General features: G+C 36.3%; 20 protein-coding genes. 7 read left to right on the top strand and 13 right to left on the bottom strand.

All coding sequences use genetic code 11. From position 1 onward, the window contains the following. Nucleotides 1–212: 212 nt before the first annotated feature. Both ESV24_RS14735 and uvrA read right to left on the bottom strand, forming a co-directional pair. Entirely contained in the window at nucleotides 213–1,520 is a 1,308-nt protein-coding gene (locus tag ESV24_RS14735; RefSeq protein ID WP_111817099.1) for a hypothetical protein, read from the bottom strand. A 284-nt stretch (nucleotides 1,521–1,804) separates the two neighbouring features. Beyond that, complete coding sequence (gene uvrA, locus ESV24_RS14730; protein ID WP_111817100.1) at nucleotides 1,805–4,582, bottom strand: excinuclease ABC subunit UvrA; 2,778 nt, start codon at nucleotides 4,580–4,582, stop codon at nucleotides 1,805–1,807. Nucleotides 4,583–4,837: 255 nt separating this feature from the next. On the opposite strand from uvrA, the gene ESV24_RS14725 reads away from it, so the two are divergent. Beyond that, nucleotides 4,838–5,422, top strand: coding sequence for an RNA polymerase sigma factor (locus ESV24_RS14725; protein WP_111817101.1), 585 nt, complete (start codon nucleotides 4,838–4,840; stop codon nucleotides 5,420–5,422). Between the two features lie 59 nt (nucleotides 5,423–5,481). Then, entirely contained in the window at nucleotides 5,482–5,634 is a 153-nt protein-coding gene (locus ESV24_RS15405; protein WP_170227903.1) for a hypothetical protein, read from the top strand. A 97-nt stretch (nucleotides 5,635–5,731) separates the two neighbouring features. Here ESV24_RS15405 and ESV24_RS14720 read toward each other — a convergent pair whose 3' ends face one another. Further along, nucleotides 5,732–6,391: an endonuclease III domain-containing protein gene (locus tag ESV24_RS14720; RefSeq protein ID WP_111817102.1), complete on the bottom strand. Its 660-nt coding sequence runs from the start codon at nucleotides 6,389–6,391 to the stop codon at nucleotides 5,732–5,734. A gap of 30 nt (nucleotides 6,392–6,421) precedes the next feature. Here ESV24_RS14720 and bcp point away from each other — a divergent pair, with 30 nt between their 5' ends. After that, nucleotides 6,422–6,874: a thioredoxin-dependent thiol peroxidase gene (gene bcp, locus ESV24_RS14715; protein ID WP_111817103.1), complete on the top strand. Its 453-nt coding sequence runs from the start codon at nucleotides 6,422–6,424 to the stop codon at nucleotides 6,872–6,874. Here bcp and ESV24_RS14710 read toward each other — a convergent pair. Further along, nucleotides 6,871–8,325: a TonB-dependent receptor gene (locus ESV24_RS14710; protein WP_111817104.1), complete on the bottom strand. Its 1,455-nt coding sequence runs from the start codon at nucleotides 8,323–8,325 to the stop codon at nucleotides 6,871–6,873. The two genes, bcp and ESV24_RS14710, sit on opposite strands and share 4 nt — an antisense overlap. Nucleotides 8,326–8,494: 169 nt before the next feature. Between ESV24_RS14710 and ESV24_RS14705 the strand changes: the two genes are divergently transcribed. Together ESV24_RS14705 and ESV24_RS14700 are read left to right on the top strand one after the other, a co-directional pair. Further along, on the top strand, nucleotides 8,495–9,271 hold the full coding sequence (locus ESV24_RS14705) for an MBL fold metallo-hydrolase (RefSeq protein WP_111817105.1): 777 nt from the start codon (nucleotides 8,495–8,497) through the stop codon (nucleotides 9,269–9,271). A 2-nt stretch (nucleotides 9,272–9,273) separates the two neighbouring features. Continuing rightward, nucleotides 9,274–9,768, top strand: a complete 495-nt coding sequence (locus ESV24_RS14700) for a hypothetical protein (protein WP_111817106.1) — start codon at nucleotides 9,274–9,276, stop codon at nucleotides 9,766–9,768. Nucleotides 9,769–9,770: 2 nt separating this feature from the next. Here ESV24_RS14700 and ESV24_RS14695 read toward each other — a convergent pair whose 3' ends face one another. From ESV24_RS14695 to ESV24_RS14655, 9 genes are all read right to left on the bottom strand, one after another. Continuing rightward, a complete protein-coding gene (locus tag ESV24_RS14695) occupies nucleotides 9,771–10,430 on the bottom strand; it encodes an alpha/beta hydrolase (protein ID WP_111817107.1) in 660 nt (219 codons plus the stop codon). 76 nt (nucleotides 10,431–10,506) lie between these two features. Continuing rightward, nucleotides 10,507–10,830, bottom strand: coding sequence for a DUF4870 domain-containing protein (locus tag ESV24_RS14690; protein WP_111817108.1), 324 nt, complete (start codon nucleotides 10,828–10,830; stop codon nucleotides 10,507–10,509). A 51-nt stretch (nucleotides 10,831–10,881) separates the two neighbouring features. Further along, nucleotides 10,882–11,202 (bottom strand): hypothetical protein, encoded by a 321-nt coding sequence (locus ESV24_RS14685; protein WP_111817109.1) that lies wholly within the window; start codon nucleotides 11,200–11,202, stop codon nucleotides 10,882–10,884. Further along, a complete protein-coding gene (locus ESV24_RS14680; RefSeq protein ID WP_111817110.1) occupies nucleotides 11,202–12,458 on the bottom strand; it encodes a dihydroorotase in 1,257 nt (418 codons plus the stop codon). The genes ESV24_RS14685 and ESV24_RS14680 overlap by 1 nt, the downstream gene beginning before the upstream one ends. A 129-nt stretch (nucleotides 12,459–12,587) precedes the next feature. Beyond that, nucleotides 12,588–14,510: a BatA domain-containing protein gene (locus tag ESV24_RS14675; RefSeq protein WP_111817111.1), complete on the bottom strand. Its 1,923-nt coding sequence runs from the start codon at nucleotides 14,508–14,510 to the stop codon at nucleotides 12,588–12,590. A 45-nt stretch (nucleotides 14,511–14,555) separates the two neighbouring features. After that, the gene (locus ESV24_RS14670) at nucleotides 14,556–15,752 is read right to left on the bottom strand and encodes a sensor histidine kinase (RefSeq protein WP_111817112.1); all 1,197 of its coding nucleotides are present in this window, start codon (nucleotides 15,750–15,752) and stop codon (nucleotides 14,556–14,558) included. A gap of 99 nt (nucleotides 15,753–15,851) precedes the next feature. Then, nucleotides 15,852–17,054: a GAF domain-containing sensor histidine kinase gene (locus ESV24_RS14665; RefSeq protein ID WP_111817113.1), complete on the bottom strand. Its 1,203-nt coding sequence runs from the start codon at nucleotides 17,052–17,054 to the stop codon at nucleotides 15,852–15,854. Nucleotides 17,055–17,185: 131 nt separating this feature from the next. Continuing rightward, a complete protein-coding gene (locus ESV24_RS14660) occupies nucleotides 17,186–17,950 on the bottom strand; it encodes a TIGR02757 family protein (RefSeq protein WP_111817114.1) in 765 nt (254 codons plus the stop codon). A gap of 18 nt (nucleotides 17,951–17,968) precedes the next feature. Beyond that, nucleotides 17,969–18,628: an ABC transporter ATP-binding protein gene (locus ESV24_RS14655; RefSeq protein WP_111817115.1), complete on the bottom strand. Its 660-nt coding sequence runs from the start codon at nucleotides 18,626–18,628 to the stop codon at nucleotides 17,969–17,971. 123 nt (nucleotides 18,629–18,751) lie between these two features. Between ESV24_RS14655 and folE the strand changes: the two genes are divergently transcribed. Both folE and ESV24_RS14645 read left to right on the top strand, forming a co-directional pair. Then, entirely contained in the window at nucleotides 18,752–19,351 is a 600-nt protein-coding gene (gene folE, locus ESV24_RS14650) for a GTP cyclohydrolase I FolE (RefSeq protein ID WP_111817116.1), read from the top strand. 53 nt (nucleotides 19,352–19,404) lie between these two features. Continuing rightward, entirely contained in the window at nucleotides 19,405–19,707 is a 303-nt protein-coding gene (locus ESV24_RS14645; protein WP_111817117.1) for a hypothetical protein, read from the top strand. The last annotated feature ends 180 nt before the right edge of the window (nucleotides 19,708–19,887 follow it).

The raw sequence follows: 19,887 nt of genomic DNA, 5'->3' as shown, positions 1-19,887 counted from the left end.
GACCATGCCTATAAGGAACTGGGGCATCATTTTAAATCAGTTCCTAACGATCTATGAAAAAAGGGTCAGACTTTAAAAAAGTCCAACCCCTGTTATTTTTAACTTACACACTTAGCGGGATAGTGTCAATTTTAAATTCGAAATAAAAAAACCTCCGATCCTCTGTTATCATACAGATTCACGGAGGTTTTCAACCAACCAAAAAACTATCTTTATCCTCTGCCTCTTGAGCCCGCTTCTCTTGAAGAATTACCTCTGGAAGTGTTCGCTCTGGAATTGCTTCGCGAAGGAGCGCTGGATTTTTTTACTGTACTTCGACTCGCCGTTTCTCTTTTGGGAGCCTGAGTTGTGTTCCTTGTTACCGAGCTACTTCTGTTGTTTGAAGAAGCTGCTCTGGTTTGATTTTGAACTGTTTTATTGTTTGAAACGGTTCTTTTAGTATCCGAACGAACTGTGCTTGCACTTCGTGTATTCTTCGCCTTATTTGAACTTACATTTGTTTGAGCACTATTTCTTGTAGAACTACTCTTAACTCGAGTATCGTTATTATTTCCTGCAGTTGCTGTATTTCTGCTTGGCGCATTGCTTGAATAGCTATTAGTGCTACTCGTATTTCTGCTATTCTTTACAGCTCCCTTACTGTTGGTGCTACTATTTCGAGTTACAGTCTCGCCTCGCGTGTTGTTGCTTCGGATAGCATTATTGTTTCTAGTATTACTGCTTCGTATTGAGCTATTATTTCTGGTACTATTGTTTCTCACAGAACTATTAGATCGTGTATTGCTAGAAGCAATCCTAGCGTTTTTTCTATTTGGATCGTAATTTCTGTTTACGGATGCCCTTCCTTTTTTATCATAAACACGACTACCTGGACTGTAAAAATCTCTTCGAGCGTTATGATATGCAACGTGATGTCTCTTTTTGTAATAAATTACGTGATCGTGGTAGCTATATCTTATTGGTGCGTAATATCTTCTGTAAGGCATATCATAAACAACGCAATGGTTGTAAATAGGTCTTGCATAATACACGTGCCACGGACGGTACACATAATAAGGATTGAAAACATTTATAACACCAGTGTAATGTGAGAAATGACCATAGTTATTATAAACTACTTGCAAACCACCTACACGAACGAGACGTCTATTGTTATAGCGTATGTCCACATTTCCCGCTTGAATAATACGACCATATTCGTCATAAAAAACAGGAACACTTTCCACTTGAACTACTGCGCCATAATCGTCATACTGAACGTAGGCTTCATAATCATAACCAGAGTTAAAACTTACATTTAGATTTGGAGAACTAATGGTTACTTGTGAACCGGATTGTGGCCCAACATATACAAAGTCAAATTGGCCATCTGGGAAAACGGAAAATTCTACATCGCCTTCAACGAAGATGTATGCGTTACCGTCGTAATCTCTTCTGTAGTTGTCTTCACTTTCAGGAGATGTTGCATTTGCTGAAAATCCCATTAAGAGAATGCTGAAAATAAATGCTATGTTTTTCATAAGTTCTAAAATTTAAAAGGTTCGTACTTGCTTAAAATTTTTTGGTCAGCCGAGTACGCTTATGAATAACCAACGATTGTGCCACAATTTTAAATCACTGATTTTCAGTAATTTTTTCGAAGTATTGAAGAATAGTGAGTGATTTTGGAATCATCTGAATAAAAAATCCGCTGAACTGTTTTACCAATTCAACGGACTTTAAAAACTAACCAACCAAAAAAACTAAAAGTCTTATTTTCTGTTATTTTGATTTCAATTAGTGTGCCAAAAAAATATAAAGGCTGTTATAATTTTTCTTTTAAATAAGATGCAGTAAATGATTCCTTATTTTTCGCAACTACTTCTGGAGTACCTTCTGCTATAACTTGTCCGCCATACTCACCTCCTTCTGGGCCCAAATCTATAATATAGTCCGCACATTTTATTAAATCCAAATTGTGTTCTACAACAATTACTGTATGTCCTCTTTCCAACAATGCATAAAAAGAAGCCAACAGCTTTTTAATATCGTGAAAGTGAAGTCCGGTTGTGGGTTCGTCAAAAATGAAAACTGTTTTTTCTTTGGATGTTCCTTTGACTAAAAATGAAGCGAGCTTAATTCGCTGTGCTTCTCCACCAGAAAGGGTAGAGGAGCTTTGGCCCAGCTGTACATAACCCAAACCAACGTCTTGTAATGGCTGAAGTTTTGCAGCAACCTTATCCTGATTATGTTCTCCGAAAAATGCAACTGCATCATCCACTGTCATTGTGAGGATGTCGTCTATATTTTTATTCTGAAATGTGACTTCCAAAACTTCTTTTTTGAAACGTTTCCCGTTGCAGACATCGCAAAGCAGATGAACATCGGCCATAAACTGCATTTCTATGGTTACTTCGCCTTCGCCTTTGCAGGTTTCGCAGCGCCCACCATCTACGTTGAAACTAAAATGTTTGGCTTTGTACCCGCGGATATCCGAAAGTTTTTGTGAAGCGTATAAATTTCGAATATCATCGTAAGCTTTAATATATGTTACCGGATTACTTCGGCTGGAGCGGCCAATAGGGTTTTGGTCAATAAACTCGATACTTTTTATAGTTCCAAAATCTCCATTTATTTCTGAAAATTGCCCGGGCTTTTCGCCATAACCACCTATTTGACGCATCAGTGCAGGATATAGAATCCTTTTTACCAAGGTACTTTTTCCGCTACCTGAAACGCCTGTTACCGCTGTAAAAACATTTAGAGGAAATGTAACATCAATGTTTTTCAAATTGTTTTGGCGTGCGCCAGTAATAGAAATTTTATTTTTTGAAGTGCGGCGTTTTTTTGGAACTTCAATTTCCATTTCGCCATTTAAATATTTCGCGGTAAGCGAATCTGACTTTAAAATTTCAGCATAATTTCCTTGTGCTACAACCTCGCCACCAAAGGTTCCGGCTTCTGGGCCAATGTCTATAATCTCGTCGGCAGCTTTCATGATATCTTCGTCGTGCTCAACAACTATTACCGTATTTCCTAAATCACGTAAAGCTTTTAAAACAACTATGAGTCTTTCGGTGTCTTTTGGGTGAAGGCCGATACTTGGTTCGTCGAGAATGTACATTGATCCAACGAGACTACTTCCCAAAGAAGTTGCCAGATTGATTCGTTGTGATTCTCCGCCAGAAAGTGTATTCGATTTTCTATTCAATGTTAAATAACCCAAACCAACATCCTGCAAAAACTGCAGGCGATTGTTTATTTCTAGAAGTAAGCGTTTTGCCACTTTCTCTTGAAATTCTGAAAGTTTAATATTTTTGAAAAATTCCGCCGCTTTGTCCAATGGAAGCTCAACCAATTCTTGGATCGCCGTGCCGTTTATTTTAACGTATCCAGCTTCAGGACGAAGGCGTTTTCCTTTACAGGTTGCACATTTGGTTTTTCCGCGGTAGCGCGAGAGCATTACACGGTTCTGGATTTTATAACTTTTTGATTCTAAAAATGAAAAGAAAGAATTTAATCCTTCAAAATATTTATTACCCTCCCAGACCAATTGTTTCTGCTCATTTGTAAGTTGAAACCACGGTTTGTGAATAGGAAAATCAAATTTATAGGCACTGTTTACCAATTGATCGCGATACCAGCTCATGCTTTCTCCGCGCCATGGAAATATAGCGTTTTCATAAATTGAAAGTGCGGTGTTTGGGATTACCAAATCTTCATCAACACCGATAACGTCGCCGTAACCCTCACAAGTGGGGCAAGCGCCATAGGGATTATTGAAACTGAATAGATGCACGTTTGGCTCCATAAAAACCATTCCGTCAGCCTCAAAACGATTATTGAACTCCGTTATCTTTTTCGAGCCAAGTTCTTCAATATATAATTCGCCTTTTCCTTCAAAAAAAGCTATTTCAATGGCATCGGCCAGGCGATTGTAAAAATCTTCTTCGTCTTTAGTAATAATACGGTCAATGACCAAATCTATTTTCTTTGGAAAAGATTTTTCTTTTAATTCGTCAATTCTTAAGACTTCACCTTTAATTTTAATTCTAGAATAGCCTTGTTGGGTCAAAGCCTGAATTTTATTTTCCATCGTTCGGCCTTCTTCCAAATGGATAGGGGCGAGGAGCAGCAATTTTTCTCCCTCAGGAAATTCTTTTATGAAATTTATTACATCTGTGGTGGTGTCTTTTTTAACTTCCTTTCCCGAAATTGGTGAAATAGTTTTCCCGATTCGTGTGTAAAGTAATTTAAGGTAATCATAAATTTCGGTGGAAGTTCCAACGGTTGATCGTGGATTTGTAGAGTTTACCTTTTGTTCAATGGCAATAGCGGGTGAAATTCCTTTAATGGAATCTACCTTCGGTTTATCTAGCCGTCCCAAAAACTGGCGCGCGTAACTGGATAAGCTTTCTACGTAGCGTCGTTGGCCTTCAGCGTAGAGCGTGTCAAAAGCCAAGCTGGATTTTCCGCTACCGGAAAGGCCAGTAATTACGACCAGTTTATTCCTTGGAATAGCAACAGAAATGTTCTTAAGGTTATGAAGTTTGGCACCCTGTATAAGGATGTATTTTTTAGTATCTAATGTTTCAGTATTCAATTTTATGTTCTCCTTTTTTTATAGCTTTTGCAAAGATACTATATCGATTTCAGCAATGCACATTTGAGTATATTATTATTTTTTACAGAAATTTTAACCTTTTTTTTGCATTTGTGATTTCTTTGTTGTTATATTTACCGCTCATAACGTCATATAAAAAGAATATTGCCTATAGCTGATCATTACTTTTAACAAATAAACATTGTAACTAAGCAACCAAATCCATAGTTGTTTATTTTTTAAAGAGAAATTGATATGAAGCAAAGCACCACCACAGATGCGTTTTTGGTAAACGCTTATATGAACGGTAATGAATCTGCACTTAGCGAGCTAATAACCCGCCACAAGCAAAGAATCTACAGTTTTATTTATTCGAAAGTTTTTGATAGGGATGTCGCAGAAGACATTTTTCAGGATACTTTTATTAAGGTTATAAAGACTTTAAAAAAAGGCGCCTACAATGAAGAAGGGAAATTTCTTCCGTGGGTCATGCGTATTGCGCATAATCTGATTATAGACCATTTCAGAAAAAACAATAGAATGCCAAAATTTGAAAACAATACTGATTTCAATATATTTTCGGTTTTAAGTGATAACGCTTTAAATATTGAAAAGCAGATCATTAAAGGTCAAGTGGAAGATGACGTTAGGCGATTGATTGAAGAACTTCCGGAAGATCAAAAAGAAGTATTGATGATGCGAATGTATAAGGACATGAGTTTCAAGGAAATAAGCGAGCAAACTGGCGTTAGCATCAATACGGCACTAGGACGAATGCGTTATGCACTTATTAATTTGCGTAAAGTAATTGATAAACATAACATTATATTAACCAATTGATGCAATAAAGTAATTTTTGCTACGTTATTTGAAAATAAACCTCAAAATAACTATACTCTATGCAAAAATTTTACTCAGAAACATCACGTGTGGACAACGTGAATAAAAAACTTGTTCCAAAAGAAGAAACTATAAAATTTCTTCTGGATTATTCGATGGCTTTAAGTGTTATAGATTACCATAAAATGAAGTTTGAAGCACTTCTAAACTAAACTTTGGAAAAACCCTGGAATTAGCTTTTCGGGGTTTTTTTTTGAAAAAGTTTAACTGTTTAAACGTTGATTGATTTTAGCCTCAAACCGCGAGACCTCATCGACTTTTCTTTTTCAAATAATCATTGATTACTGTTTTTCTACCGATGGTTTTGGTAATAATATCTTTTTCTAAATCCCAACCTCTTGCTGGAGAATACTGCCTTCCATACCAAATAATTTGTAGGTGAAGTATATTCCATAAATCTTCTGGGAATAATCGTTTAGCATCCTTTTCAGTCTGAACCACATTTTTACCATTCGTAAATCCCCAGCGGTACATCAATCTATGAATATGCGTGTCCACAGGGAAAGCGGGAATATTAAAAGCTTGGCTCATAACCACACTAGCCGTTTTATGACCCACCGCGGGAAATGATTCCAATGCTTCAAAATCGGCAGGGACTTGTCCATTATATTTTTCAATCAAGATTTTTGAAAGCCCGTGGATTCCTTTAGATTTCATAGGCGAAAGGCCTACCGGCTTTATTATCTCCCTAATTTCCTCCACGGAAAGTTTCACCATATCGTATGGATTGTCTGCTATTTTAAATAGTAGTGGTGTTATTTGGTTAACGCGAACATCTGTACTTTGGGCCGATAATAGAACAGCAATTAGCAATGTATATGGATCTTTGTGATCTAAGGGAATGGGAACCTGTGGATAAATCTTATTTAACGTTTCAATAACAAAAGTTACCTTTTCTTGCTTGGTCATTTTAATTACTTTTATACAAAAATAAGGATAATGAAGACATTAAAAGCAGGAGATAAGGCTCCAAAATTTAAAGTAAACGATCAGGATGGAAATAGTATTTCATCAGAAGATTACAAAGGAAAAAAATGGATTATTTTTTTCTATCCAAAAGCAAATACTCCGGGCTGTACGGCCGAGGCGTGTAATCTTCGTGATAACTATAAAGAACTTCAAAATGAAGGCTATGAGCTATTAGGCGTAAGTGCCGACGGTGAAAAACGCCAAAAAAACTTCAAAGAAAAATATGATTTTCCTTTTCCGCTATTGGCAGATGAAAACAAGGAGGTAATTAATGGCTTCGGCGTTTGGGGGCCTAAAAAGTTTATGGGAAGGGAATTTGACGGAATTCACCGTAAAACTTTTATTGTGGACGGTACTGGAACCGTGACACGCGTTATAGATAAGGTAAAAACCAAAGACCACGCAGCACAAATACTGGATTAGCTATTTATCTTTTCTGGAGTTGTGTTATAATTAAAAAGAAGCTTATCCTTTATAATTTGCGAAACACCTGGTGGGAGCATCTCTTCCCAACCTTCTTCACCATTTTCAATCATAGACAGTACTTCCCTTGAAAATATGTCCATATTGTCGGGATTGTAATCGGTTATGTCAACCACTTTACCGTTGTACTTGAAGAATTTGTACAATTCTTTCATCCGCGGATGTACTTTTAGGTTTTCGCTATTGGTATATTCCCCTGTATTTGCGTCTTTCATGGGGTATAAGTAAACCTTTAAATCTTTAAAGAAAAGTTTCCCAAAAGCTTCTAATATTCCTCCGCTCAAATGACGATAATATTTTTCGTCAAAGATATCTACCAAATTATTGACGCCCATTGCAAGCCCCATCCGCATCTTGGTATATCTAGAGAAATATTCAACCAATTTATAATATTCCTGAAAGTTTGAAATCATTACTGTGTGGCCTAGAGAGCATAATAGTTTTGCCCGGTCCATAAAATCCTCCTCATCTATTTCACCTTCGGCACGAAGGTTTGAAAGTGTAATTTCAAAAACAACTTCCGTTCTATCTTTTTCTACTCTGTTTTCATTCAAAAACATTTCATATGAACGCTCGAACATATCAATATTTACTTTCGTAACAGGTCTAAAACTTCCGCGAAGAGCCAATATGTTTTTTTTATATAGAATTCTTGCAGGGAGAATATTATGTCCTTCTGGATCAAACATAACCGCATCGGTCATTCCATTTTTGATGAGCTGAAGACTCATCAATCTGTTATCTACTTCTTCAAAGCGCGGTCCTGAAAAATTAATGGTGTCAATTTCAATTTTATCCTTATCGATATGATCATAAAGATAGCGCAGTAGTTTATTGGGCTGGTCATATTTATAATACGCTCCATAAATTAGGTTTACACCTAAAGTTCCCAATGTAATTTGCTGTAATTGTGCATCGTTTTCGTGAAAACGAATGTGCAGCGTTATTTCGTTATAAGGTTCTTTTGGATCAATTTGATAGCGAATCCCTACCCAGCCGTGTCCTTTATATTTTTTAGCAAAATCGATTGTAGCAACTGTATTTGCGTACGAAAAGAAAAGTCTGTTTGGATGCTTTTCGCGATTTATACGCTCTTCAATTAAATTGAACTCGTGAGAAAGCATTTTCTGCAGTCTTGACTCCGTTACATAACGGCCGTCTTCTTCTATTCCATAAATAGCGTCGCTAAAATCCTTATCATAGGCGGACATTGTTTTGGCAATGGTTCCAGAAGCGCCTCCAGCTCTAAAAAAATTACGCACTGTTTCTTGACCGGCTCCAATTTCAGCAAAAGTGCCGTAAATGTTTTCGTTTAGGTTAATTCGTAAAGCCTTACTTTTTATGGAAGGAATATTCTCAAATTCCTTATCCCCTATAATGGTTTCTGGCATAGCAACGTTCTATTTTTAATGTCACAAAGGTAGCGAATACAATAGGTAAACAAAAAAAATACCAGTATTTTTGCGACTATGAAACATATAATATGATTTTCAATAAAACAACGCAATATCTAATGACTATGTTACGTCTGTCCATAAAAAAAATAAATATTTTAGGCAGATGAAATCAACTTTCAGTGTTACATTTCTTGGAACAGGAACTTCCCAAGGCATACCAGTAATTGGCAGTGACCATCCTGTTTGTAAAAGCAATGATCCTAAGGATAAACGCTTAAGAGTATCTGTTTTATTGCGTTGGGATGAATTTTGTTATGTAATTGATTGTGGCCCAGATTTCAGGCAGCAAATGCTACGTGAAAATGTTTCAAGAGTTGATGGAATTCTTTTAACCCACGAGCACAGCGACCATACCGCGGGATTGGACGATATTAGACCGTTTAATTTTATGCAAGGCAATATGCCTTTTTACACACATAAACGAGTTTTTAAATCCCTTTACGAACGGTTTGCCTACATTTTTGAAACCGTAAACAAATACCCCGGGGCGCCGAGTGTACAGCAAATAGAAATTGATAAAAGCACACCTTTCATTATAGGTGGAAAGAAAGTGGTTCCAATTGAAGCCTTTCATGACACGCTTCCCGTTTTGGGCTTTCGTGTAGAAGATTTTACGTATTTGACAGATGTGAAAACTATTTCAGAAGAGGAAATGGAAAAAGTAACAGGCACTAAAGTTTTGGTCATAAATGCGCTTCGTGAAGAGCCGCATTACTCACATTTTAATATTTCGGAAGCGCTAGATTTTGTTGCAAAGGTAAAACCGGGAAAAACATATTTTACACACATTAGCCATTTAATGGGCTTTCACGAGGAAGTGGAGAAGAAACTTCCAAAGCACGTACATTTGGCTTACGATACACTCACGATAACAATTTGACCATGAGAAACAAAATTTTTTTGTACCTTTTTCTTTTTGCTGTGCTTTTTATCTTTTATCAGTATATGAACGAAAAGAGCATTTTTGAAGCCCAGGATACGCGAATTGAAAGTTTACAAGCACAGGTTGAAAAGGCTGATGATTCAATAAACACACTTCAAAATAAAGTGAGAGATTTAAATTACTTTACTCTGTTGGGCAATGACAATGCGATGACATATTTTGAAAATATGGGTTTTGAAGCTGCTGAAATAGAGGCGAAAGTTTCAGATCAAATCTATGATTTTAACCTTGAAAAGGGAAACAATCCCTTGGTTCCTTTTGACGGAATGAATGGCGATATGAAAATTAATAAGCTGAAATTTCTAAACCATAAATGGATACTTGCAGATTTTACCGATGGCAAATATTGGGGCGAAATGGTGCTAGAATATTCATTTAACCAAAATAACGAGCTGGAACTAAATACACTTGGTTCCTTTATTTATCCTCAATAGTTTTAGGAATTTTTTTCCAACCAATTTTTCAGCTCGTGAAAATTCTGTGGCGCAACCCCGTGACCCACGGGAAACTCTGAATAAGTAAAATCAATATTCAAATTTTTAAGAAAGGGTTCGGTTTTTCTAGCCCATGCCACAGGAATTACCTGATCTAGGCTTCCGTGCGAAGTGTATATTTTAAGGTTGCTGAAATCGTTTTCAGAATAGCCTTCTTTTAAAATTTCCTTGTTAACATATCCGCTTAGCCCGATTACATTTTTCACTTTTTCAGGATAGCTAAGAGCTATGGAGAAACCTAAAATAGTCCCTTGACTAAAGCCTAGAAGCGTTATATTATTACTATCCACCTTGTATTTCTCAATAACTTCATCAACGCATTTTGAAACCAACTCCCGAGAAGCGATTGCCTGCTCGTCATCGCTAAATTTTCCCTGGGAATTATCAAAATAAATATTGTACCAAGCATTACCGTAAGGTTCTAATCTTATAGGAGCTTTTAATGAAATGATTGCATACTTATCCGGCAATTCACTTGCGAAGGAAAACAAATCGTTTTCATCACTCCCAAAACCGTGAAGCATAATAATAGCCGGTGGATTTTCTGAAGGATTTTTAGCAGGTCTGTAGTTGTGCTCTAAAAGTAAATTTTCTTTTTTCATAGATTGCAAAAATAAACAAGACCTTTTAGACTGAAGTACTTTCAGCAGAAAAGGTCTCTTTAAAATTGGTTAAAAATTATATTCCCTTAAACCATTCTTGAAATTGCTCACCAAAAACAGGAACGGGTTTCATTTCGCCCTGCACTGCGCTTACAAGACCAAGAACCCAAAATACCAATACTGCAAGTTGCACGATCCAAGTGAGTATTGAGATACCAATAAAACTAACCAGGATGATAAGTAGCACTCCTACACAAATAATCCCTAAAGCTTGACGCACATGGTAGGAGCCCAAAGCCGTTTTGTTTGCGTTATTCATTATTAAGGCAATTATCCAGCCTACTAATGTTATGTAAGCAATGATAGCTACGGTTTTTCCGTTGTCTGTAGTTGTTTCCATTATTTTTAATTTAGGTTAGTGATTTTTAATAAGCTAAAGATAACCAATCCTTTAATTTAAAAATAAAAACCAATCCTGAAACTTATCACTTAAATAAGGAATGCCTTTCATTTTGTTGAAAAAAGCCATTGCCCAACAATATAACCACAGCAAAACACAAATGATCCAAATAATATCGCCGGCAGTAACGTCAACTTGCGATTGAACTACTAATGAAATTATAAAAAGAAGTGTAAGCCCAAACATATTTTTAATATGCCAAGTTGCAAATACGTGGTTTTCATCTTTATTTATGAAAAAGGCAATCATAAAACCCACAAAAGGAGCGTACGCAATAAGGGCTGTCGTTTTTCCTGCTGGTGAAGTGTCCATTATTTATTAAGTACCAATTTGTTGTTCGCTACAATTCCGTATGGCTTTCCTTTTAGTTTCGTTCCCAAAAGCGCAACATTTTTGGAAGTTGAAACAATATCGTTTTCAGAAAATAGCCAGCTTTCATCGGGATTGAAAAGTGTAAGGTCGGCTTGATTTCCTTCCTCAATTATTTCCGAAGGAATGTTGAAAGTATTTTTTAAACCTGTAAAAGATTTAACGGATGCTTCAAAACCTAAGAGTGAATTGAGGGCTCCAAAACATGCCTCCAAACCGATGCTTCCAAAGTAAGCACGGTCAAATTCCGTTTTTTTGTGTTCCACATCAATTGGATTGTGGTCGCTGGTAACGCCGTCTATAGTTCCATCTTTCAAACCTCTTAGCAAAGCTTTATTATCTTCTTTGGTGCGCAATGGCGGAAGTAATTTGTAGCTCGTATCAAAATCTTCCAAAACATCGTCTGTCAAAACAAGGTTGAAAATTGCAACGCTGCAGGTTACATTCAATCCTTTTTTCTTTGCATCCTTTATTAGTTCTACAGATTTTTTGGTTGAAATGGTCGGGATGTGAAGTTTTCCACCGGTGTATTCCAAAATATACAAATCCCGGATTATTTGAAGTTCCTCAGAAAGTGCTGGAATTCCTTTCAATCCCAAGCGGGTGCTATTTACTTCTTCATTCACCATTCCATTTCTGGCGACGGATTTTTCAAAAGGAAAAGATTGCACCAATCCATCAAAATTTTGGGCATACTGCAACGCTATTTTCAGAAGGTTCGCGTTGGCAATTGGGCTTTTATAATCATAAAAAGAAACGGCGCCTTCATTTTGCATATCATATAATTCGGCTAAATCTATACCTTTGCTGCCAACCGTGAGTGCGCCAATAGGGTAGAGGCTTACTGCATTTCCTTCAGCTTTAGATTTCAAAAATTTTATATGGCCTTTACTATCCGTTACCGGAAAACTGTTGGCGTTTACCGCAACACTTGTAAATCCGCTGAGGGCTGCTGTTTTTAAACCATTTTCAATAGTTTCGCGTTCCTCAAAACCTGGTTCGCCAAAAGAAACGCTGCTATCAAACCAACCTTGGGAAATATGAAGGTTTTTCAGGGAAACTTCCTTTATTTTTTCTGAAGAAGGAATCGTTGTAGCAATCTTTGAAATTTTACCATTTTCTATCAAAACATCCCGTTTTTTTAAGTGATGCTTGCTGGAAGCATCAACAATGGTGGCGGATTTCAGTAATATTTTCATATTTAGGATTCAAGGTTCAACCCTTCGAATGCGCTCAGGGTGACAGATTAATATTCAAGATTCGACCCTTCGACTGCGCTCAGGGTGATACTATAACATTTCTTTATTCTTTGTTCTTTCTTCTTTTTTCTATTTATAGAATTTTAAGATAAGCATTTCAAAAAGTAAAAAGAGCAATGCAAAAATAGCAAACCATTTCCAAAAACTGTTGATTGAATTGGCTTCAGAAATAGAATCAAAAAGATCTTCAACGGTACTGTAAACTTCAACGCCTTCCCAATCCTCAATATTTAGGTATTGTAGCTCGCTTTCACTGCGCGAATAATTATAGCTTATGTTTTCCAGAAATTCAGTCTCCTTTGCAATTTGATAATTTCCGGCATTTTTAGGTTCTTCAGTTGTTGTCATCAAAACGTAATTGGCCTTGGTTTGCTGCATTGGTATAAACTGTGAGGTATTGTCCTTAATTGTCAGAATTTCATCCGAGCCTAATTTTATTGCTACTGCGATAGAATTTTGATCTCCAATTGTATAATATAAACGCGGTAATGGCAAACTCTGCAACGCCATATTGTAAATTGTGGGCACCACCAATGGTGAATTCTGAAAATTTGAATTTTCTTTATTTATTGCCGCGGTAAATAAATACGTTTTATCATTCTGAAGTAAGAAAGGTTGATTATCCTCAAAAACGATCGCAGGCGTTGCATTTGTTGAAATATCGTAGAAAGAATTGACCTTCGGATATTGAAAATTCGCCACTTCTTTCTCAAAAACATCTTTAAAGAGTGGATGGGAAAAAATGATTTTCGTAATCTTTTTTTCCTGAATTTTTTCTTCGGAAAGCGTTCCCAAAGCCATTGATAAAAGGAAGTTGTTATAACTGTTAAAATCTACTGCCGATGCTGGAATTATTAATATACTTCCGCCGTCGTAACTGAAAGCTTTTAAAGCTGTTGCCAATGAAGCTGGAATTTCTTTCAACTCGTTCAACACTATAAAATTTTGATCGGGAATTTCGTTATAGTTTAGCGTTTTGAATGTTTGCTGCGTAAACTGGAATTCCTCTTTATCAAAAAGTCGTTTTAGAAAATCACCATCTGCTTCATTAATCGTAAAGACTTTAATTTTTCCAGGCTTGTTGATATTGAAAAACAGCGTATTGTCAAAAGTAAGATTTGGGTCGTTTAGTTCCAATTTTCCAATGAATTCTTCCGAATTGTCAATGTCAAAAGTTACCGTGTTATTTGCATTCCCCGAAAAATCTACCGCAGTTTTAGCAATCAGTTTTTCTTTGTTGAAAATGGAAAGTGGCGCTTCGGAAGATTTTTCACCGCGTTGTGAAACCCTCACTTTCAATTGGGTAGTTGAAGCATTTTTGGAAGCAACAAAAACACTGTCAATAGCAATGTTTGAAGCCTTTACAGGTTTTAGCTGCACGGCATCAACAATTAAATCTTCTGAAATAGAAGGGAACGCTTCTTTTTGCTGAAAATCGGAAAGATAGACCAGTCGTTTCAGTACGTCTTTTTCGTTGGAAAAAAGTTGATTTGCCTTCAGCAAAACTTGGCTTGGCGTAAGCTGGTTCTGTGAATATGCTATGGAAAGCACTTCATTTTTAAAATCTTGTGGGGAAGCATTTTTCCGTTCGGAACTGTTTGTGAACCAGCTTAATTTTTCAGTACCGCCAGTTTTATCAAACAAATCCTGCAATGCCCGCTCCAATATTGGCCCTTTTGCTCCTTTGGCTTGCATGCTGAACGAATTGTCAATATAGACAACGGTCTCCTTTTTGGTGTTTAAAGCTGTTTTTGAAGCAGTGAAAGGTTGCGCGAATGCTATAACAATACATGCCAGCGCGAGCAAGCGCATCAGCAAAGTGAGCCATTTTTTTAGTTGTGAACTCTTTCGTGTTTGGATAGTCACTTTTTTCAGAAAAGCGACATTTGTAAAAGCTACTTTTTGAAAACGCCGAAGTTGAAAAAGGTGAATAAATATTGGGATGAGCAGCAGGAAAAGAGCGTAAAGAATTTCTGGGTGTTTGAACTGCATTCCTATAAATATTGCCCAAAGATAAAAAATGGAATGGGATTATAGCTATTTCTGTACGGTAAACGTAAAGGTGCTTCCTTTGTTCGGTTCAGATTGTAAAGAAATAGTGCCTTCAAGCTTTGAAACCAAGCTTTTTACAGTTGCCAAACCAATTCCAGTTCCTGCTTTTCCATTGCGATCTTTAGTACCAGAGGTTTTAAAAAGATTAAAAATTTCGTCCTGGACGTTCAGGTCTATGCCAATTCCATTGTCTTTGATAGAAAATTTATGAAAATTAGTCTCTTCAAAATAATTTACGATAACCATCCTCTTTTCATTCAGGTTATATTTTAAACTGTTGTCAATTAAGTTTAAAAATATTTGAGAGAGTGCGGCCTTGTTTACATTTTTTAGAATGCCTTCTTTTGGAAATTCAAAAACGACATCATCCGTTATCAAAATTTCTTTTATCTCCTCAAAAACGTGTTTTAGCTCTACATCCTCTTTTTGAGCTTCTAGCAATTCGTCTGCTTTGTAAAACTTCAGAATACCATTAATATAATTCTTTAAAGTAAAGGATGACTCTTCAATGTAATTAAGGTACATTTCGGAATCTTCAGAAAGGTTTTCAACATTTTCTTCACGTAGAAGTCTGGTAAGCGAAGTAATGTTTGCCAATGGAGATTTTAAATCGTGGGAAACAAGGTGGGCAAAATTATTAAGTCGCTCATTTCTGCTCTGCAGTTCTTTTTGAAAGGCTGTCAAGAGGCTATTTTTTTTTCGAAGTTCAAAAAGATTTACCACTTGTTTTGCCAAGGATTTTAAACTAATAATTTGAACATCGCTCAATTTTCTGGGCTTATAATCAAAAACGCACAGTGTTCCAAGTTTAAAGCCATTGGGGTTTATAAGCGGGACTCCCGCGTAGAAAACAGCCTTATTTTCAGTTACCAAAGGATTGTCTTTAAAGCGCTCATCTTTTGTTGCATCTTCAATTATAAAAATTTCATCATCCTGTAAAATGGCATGGGCGCAGAAAGAAACGCTTCTTGGCGATTGGTTAAAATTGATGCCAATGTGCGATTTAAAAAAATTTCGTTCCGCATCGAGAAGGGTGATAAGTGAGATGGGTAGCTCACAAATAGCAGCGATCAGTTTTGTAATATTATCAAAATCGTTTTCGGAAAGGGTATCGAGGAGATTGTATTTTTTTAATTCAGCAAGTCGCTCTTCTTCATTTTTTGGGAATTTCGGATAAATCATAAAAATATTTCAACGAGTAATTTTATGTCTATAAATATAGGCTGATAAAATTCGCCGTAAAAAGGAATTAACAGGATTTTACAAATAATGGAGTAGGGGTTAATTCTTTTTGATGCTGAACTTAAATGTAGTTCCCTTTCCCAATTCTGAAAAAACTTCAATCTCACCGCCCAATTTTGTTATAAGCTTTTTAACGGTTGATAGTCCTATACCGTTTCCTTTTTTTCCATATCTGTCTAACTTACCAGTTGTTGCAAAGAGTTCAAAAATGTGCTCAATGTTATTTTTGGCAATACCCATACCATTGTCAGCGATTGAAAAGAGATAAAAACCGCCTTCTTCACTACATTCAATGTCTATTTTTATCTTTTTCTTGTCATTGTATTTTAAGCTGTTGCCAACCAAGTTGAGAACAATTTGCTCTAAAGCAACTTTGTTGGTTTGCATTTCCATATTTTCTTCCGGCAAGTTTATCTCACAATCAATGTTGATATTCAATAGCTCAATTATTTCTTCCAAAAGATCGTGGCTGTCAAAAATCTCATCATTTAAAGAGGCAGTTTTATCGCTTTCGTAGTGCTCTAAAAGCCCTGTAATATATTCACTCAACGTGAAGGACGACTGTTTAATATAGTCTAGATATTCCCTGCCTTGTACGTCTAAAAGATTACCGTATTTAGTTCTAAGCATGTCCGAAGTGATTATCATATTTGCCAAGGGCATTTTCATGTCGTGAGATACCACGCCAGCAAAGTTTTTTAGTTCCTCATTTCGGTCTTTGAGCTCCTGCTGAACAAACAATAATGTTCTGTTGCGTTTTCTGGCTTCGAAAAGATTAACCACTTGATATGCCATTCCAACAAGCGCCTTTTTTTGTGATTTGTTAAGGGTTCTTGGTTTCGTATCAAAAACGCAAAGGGTTCCCAACGGATAACCATCAGAATTTATAAGACGTACACCCGCATAAAAAATGGCATTCATATCTTTTACCAGTGGATTATCCTTAAATCGAGAATCTGTTCGGGCGTCTTCAACAATGAAAATATCGGCTTCATCCAAGATTGCATGTCCACAAAAAGAAATATTCCGCGGAGATTCATTAAAGGGAACACCATAATGAGATTTTAAAAAATTGCGATCGGCATCTAGCAAAGTAACCAGAGATATGGGTACTTCACAAATATTTGCCGTTAAAGACGTAATATTGTCAAAGTCTTTTTCTGGCAAAGTGTCTAACAAGTGATACGAATGTACGGCAGTTAAACGCTGCTGCTCATCTACGGGAAATTCGGGTGCTATCAATGTTTAGTTCTCTTTAAATTATATAAAAATTCTGCAAACATCATTATTTAAAGGCATAAACGTAAATGTACAATAATTTATAACGATTTGATAAGAGTAAGAAAATTATGTTAAATGGATTAAGATTTAGCCTAAAACCGTTCAAAAGCCCCTAATCCGAAGAGTGCAAAATCATACTTCACAGGATCATCAGAATCCATTTCTCGCAATGATTCATCCAGCACTACTAATGCTTTACCGTCGTTTTGTTTTCGTTTCAAAAGTTTAAGTTTGCGCGCTACATTGCCACTGTGAACATCCAGCGGACAAGAAAGCTTGGAAGGTGAAATACTTTTCCAAATTCCAAAATCCACTCCAGCATTGTCATTGCGAACCATCCAGCGCAAAAACATATTTATTCTTTTTGCTGCAGAATTTTTTAAAGGATCGCTAACGTGCTTTTGCGTTCGCGGTAGGTGGGGCAGTTCAAAAAATGTTTTTTTGAAATAATGAATTGCAGGCTGCATCGAGTTACTTTCAGAATACTGGTCAAAAACTTTCTCCAAACCACCGTGGTTTTTATAGATATTCTGAAGTGATTTAATAAAGTAATTTAAATCGTCGCTATTAAAAGTGCGATGTACAAAATTTAGAAATTGTTTTGAATCTTTTTCGGAAAAATTCATCACAAAATCATAAGGCGAATTGCCCATCAGTTCCATTAACTTATTGCCGTTATTAATGATGCTTTTTCTATTTCCCCAAGCAATTGTTGCTACTAAAAAACCTGAAATTTCTATATCTTCTTTAACTGAAAAAATATGCGGAATTTGAATTGGATCAGTTTCAATAAAATTTGGATTATTATAAAAACTAGCCTTTTCGTCAAGAAATGATTTTAATTCACTTTTGTTCATTGGGAGTGAATTTTGAAATTATTTCACAATAGTTCCATCCTGCATTACCAATTTTCTATCGGCCATATTTGCAAGTTCCTCGTTATGGGTAACAATTACGAAGGTTTGTCCAAATTCATCTCTTAACTTGAAAAATAAATTGTGAAGATTTTCAGCGCTTTCGGTGTCTAAATTCCCACTGGGCTCATCAGCTAGAATTATAGAAGGATTATTGACCAACGCCCTTGCTACGGCTACTCGCTGTTGCTCACCGCCCGAAAGTTCGTTTGGTTTATGGTCTTCCCTATGTGAAAGTCCCAAAAACGAAAGCAGCTCTTTTGCCTTTTCTATGGCTTCAACTTTGGGTGTGTTTTTTATAAATGCCGGAATACAAACATTTTCAAGGGCAGTGAATTCTGGCAAAAGTTGATGAAATTGAAATATGAAACCTAAATTTTCATTTCTGAATTGGGCCAATCTTTTCCCCGAAAGAGAACCAACGCTCACTCCGTTTATAACCAATTTGCTTTTTGAATTATCAAAAGCGTCCAGTGTTCCCAAAATTTGCAACAAAGTTGTTTTACCAGCGCCCGAAGCACCTACTATTGAAACTATTTCACTTTTTTTTATATGAAGGTCAACACCCTTTAAAACGTGGAGATTATCGTAATATTTGTGAATATTTTGGGCTTCTATCATTGCAAAATTTTAAACCGTGAAAGTACTATTTATAGTGCTATAATGCAATCCAATGGGTTATATTGTTTTTATTCCAAGTTATCTGTTTATCTTTGTTTTAAAATCTTTAAACAAAATTCACACATGGCTTCTTATAGATATTTTGAAGAATATGACCAACCGGTTACCGACAGTTTAATTGAAAATTATAGCAAAATTTTAAGTACGATTGGCGAGGACGTCTCTCGTGAGGGAATATTAAAAACTCCCGAACGTGCGGCAAAGGCTATGCAATTTTTAACATCGGGAAACTGTCAGGATCCTGCAGAAATATTAAAGAGTGCAATGTTCGCAGAAGCTTATCACGATATGGTTATTATAAAGGATATTGAGCTTTATTCGCTATGCGAACACCATATTCTTCCTTTCTTTGGAAAAGCACATATTGCATATATTCCCGACGGACATATTGTTGGGCTCAGCAAAATTCCACGTGTGGTTGATATTTTTTCGCGCAGACTACAAGTACAAGAAAGGCTTACCCATGATATTCTGGAATGTTTAAATAATACATTAAAACCCAAAGGAGTAGCCGTGGTTATTGAAGCTTCGCATATGTGTATGATGATGCGCGGCGTGCAGAAACAAAACAGCGTGACAACAACTTCAGGATTCCGTGGTCAGTTTGAGGCTATTGAAACCAGGAATGAGTTTTTAAAACTGATAAGCAACGATCTGTCATAGTTTTTTTTGGAATGTTTTTTGCCTCTAAATATTTAAACCAAACACAACAAAAAATGAAAAACGAAAAATATAAATTACTCCGTCAAGGAATTTTTTACGATGTAGTAGGTATGGCTACAATGGCCATTCCTGTAATCGGACCATTTTTGGACATCCTTTGGGCGCCCATAGCAGCAAAACAAATGTCTGAAATGTATAAAGGAACTGAAGGCAAAGTAGCATCGGTACTAGTATTTTTAGAAGAAATATTACCTTTTACAGATATCATACCCACATTCACCTTAATGTGGTTATACAGTTTTGTTTGGAAAAAACAACCAACGCCGCGAACAATAAAAATTCGCGTAAACGAATAAAAAGAGGCTGTCTAAAAAGGGCAGCCTTTTTTATGTTTTATAATTTTGACAACAGCGTGAAATTTTGTACTTTCATGCTATGAAAAGCAACGTAGTTTGGAAGACCAATAGCCAGAACCAACTGAGTCTTCTCCCTCCAAGTTATGATGATCTTGTTCCAGAGAATCATCCGGTTCGCAT

The sequence above is a fragment of the Aequorivita lipolytica genome (genome assembly GCF_007997135.1).
In the GTDB taxonomy this organism is placed as follows: domain Bacteria; phylum Bacteroidota; class Bacteroidia; order Flavobacteriales; family Flavobacteriaceae; genus Aequorivita; species Aequorivita lipolytica.
Note: the sequence above shows the minus strand (reverse complement) of the source record. Positions and strands in the feature narration are given on the sequence as shown.

What these genes read in the sequence shown, in the direction of transcription:
- ESV24_RS14695 (WP_111817107.1), bottom strand. Translation starts at nt 10,430, where the DNA reads ATGAAAAAAGAAAATTTACTTTTAGAGCACAACTACAGACCTGCTAAA.
- ESV24_RS14720 (WP_111817102.1), bottom strand. Translation starts at nt 6,391, where the DNA reads ATGACCAAGCAAGAAAAGGTAACTTTTGTTATTGAAACGTTAAATAAG.
- ESV24_RS14670 (WP_111817112.1), bottom strand. Translation starts at nt 15,752, where the DNA reads ATGATTTATCCGAAATTCCCAAAAAATGAAGAAGAGCGACTTGCTGAA.
- bcp (WP_111817103.1), top strand. Translation starts at nt 6,422, where the DNA reads ATGAAGACATTAAAAGCAGGAGATAAGGCTCCAAAATTTAAAGTAAAC.
- ESV24_RS15405 (WP_170227903.1), top strand. Translation starts at nt 5,482, where the DNA reads ATGCAAAAATTTTACTCAGAAACATCACGTGTGGACAACGTGAATAAA.
- ESV24_RS14690 (WP_111817108.1), bottom strand. Translation starts at nt 10,830, where the DNA reads ATGGAAACAACTACAGACAACGGAAAAACCGTAGCTATCATTGCTTAC.
- ESV24_RS14700 (WP_111817106.1), top strand. Translation starts at nt 9,274, where the DNA reads ATGAGAAACAAAATTTTTTTGTACCTTTTTCTTTTTGCTGTGCTTTTT.
- ESV24_RS14735 (WP_111817099.1), bottom strand. Translation starts at nt 1,520, where the DNA reads ATGAAAAACATAGCATTTATTTTCAGCATTCTCTTAATGGGATTTTCA.
- ESV24_RS14645 (WP_111817117.1), top strand. Translation starts at nt 19,405, where the DNA reads ATGAAAAACGAAAAATATAAATTACTCCGTCAAGGAATTTTTTACGAT.
- ESV24_RS14655 (WP_111817115.1), bottom strand. Translation starts at nt 18,628, where the DNA reads ATGATAGAAGCCCAAAATATTCACAAATATTACGATAATCTCCACGTT.
- ESV24_RS14685 (WP_111817109.1), bottom strand. Translation starts at nt 11,202, where the DNA reads ATGGACACTTCACCAGCAGGAAAAACGACAGCCCTTATTGCGTACGCT.
- ESV24_RS14680 (WP_111817110.1), bottom strand. Translation starts at nt 12,458, where the DNA reads ATGAAAATATTACTGAAATCCGCCACCATTGTTGATGCTTCCAGCAAG.
- ESV24_RS14710 (WP_111817104.1), bottom strand. Translation starts at nt 8,325, where the DNA reads ATGCCAGAAACCATTATAGGGGATAAGGAATTTGAGAATATTCCTTCC.
- ESV24_RS14725 (WP_111817101.1), top strand. Translation starts at nt 4,838, where the DNA reads ATGAAGCAAAGCACCACCACAGATGCGTTTTTGGTAAACGCTTATATG.
- ESV24_RS14660 (WP_111817114.1), bottom strand. Translation starts at nt 17,950, where the DNA reads ATGAACAAAAGTGAATTAAAATCATTTCTTGACGAAAAGGCTAGTTTT.
- ESV24_RS14705 (WP_111817105.1), top strand. Translation starts at nt 8,495, where the DNA reads ATGAAATCAACTTTCAGTGTTACATTTCTTGGAACAGGAACTTCCCAA.
- folE (WP_111817116.1), top strand. Translation starts at nt 18,752, where the DNA reads ATGGCTTCTTATAGATATTTTGAAGAATATGACCAACCGGTTACCGAC.
- ESV24_RS14675 (WP_111817111.1), bottom strand. Translation starts at nt 14,510, where the DNA reads ATGCAGTTCAAACACCCAGAAATTCTTTACGCTCTTTTCCTGCTGCTC.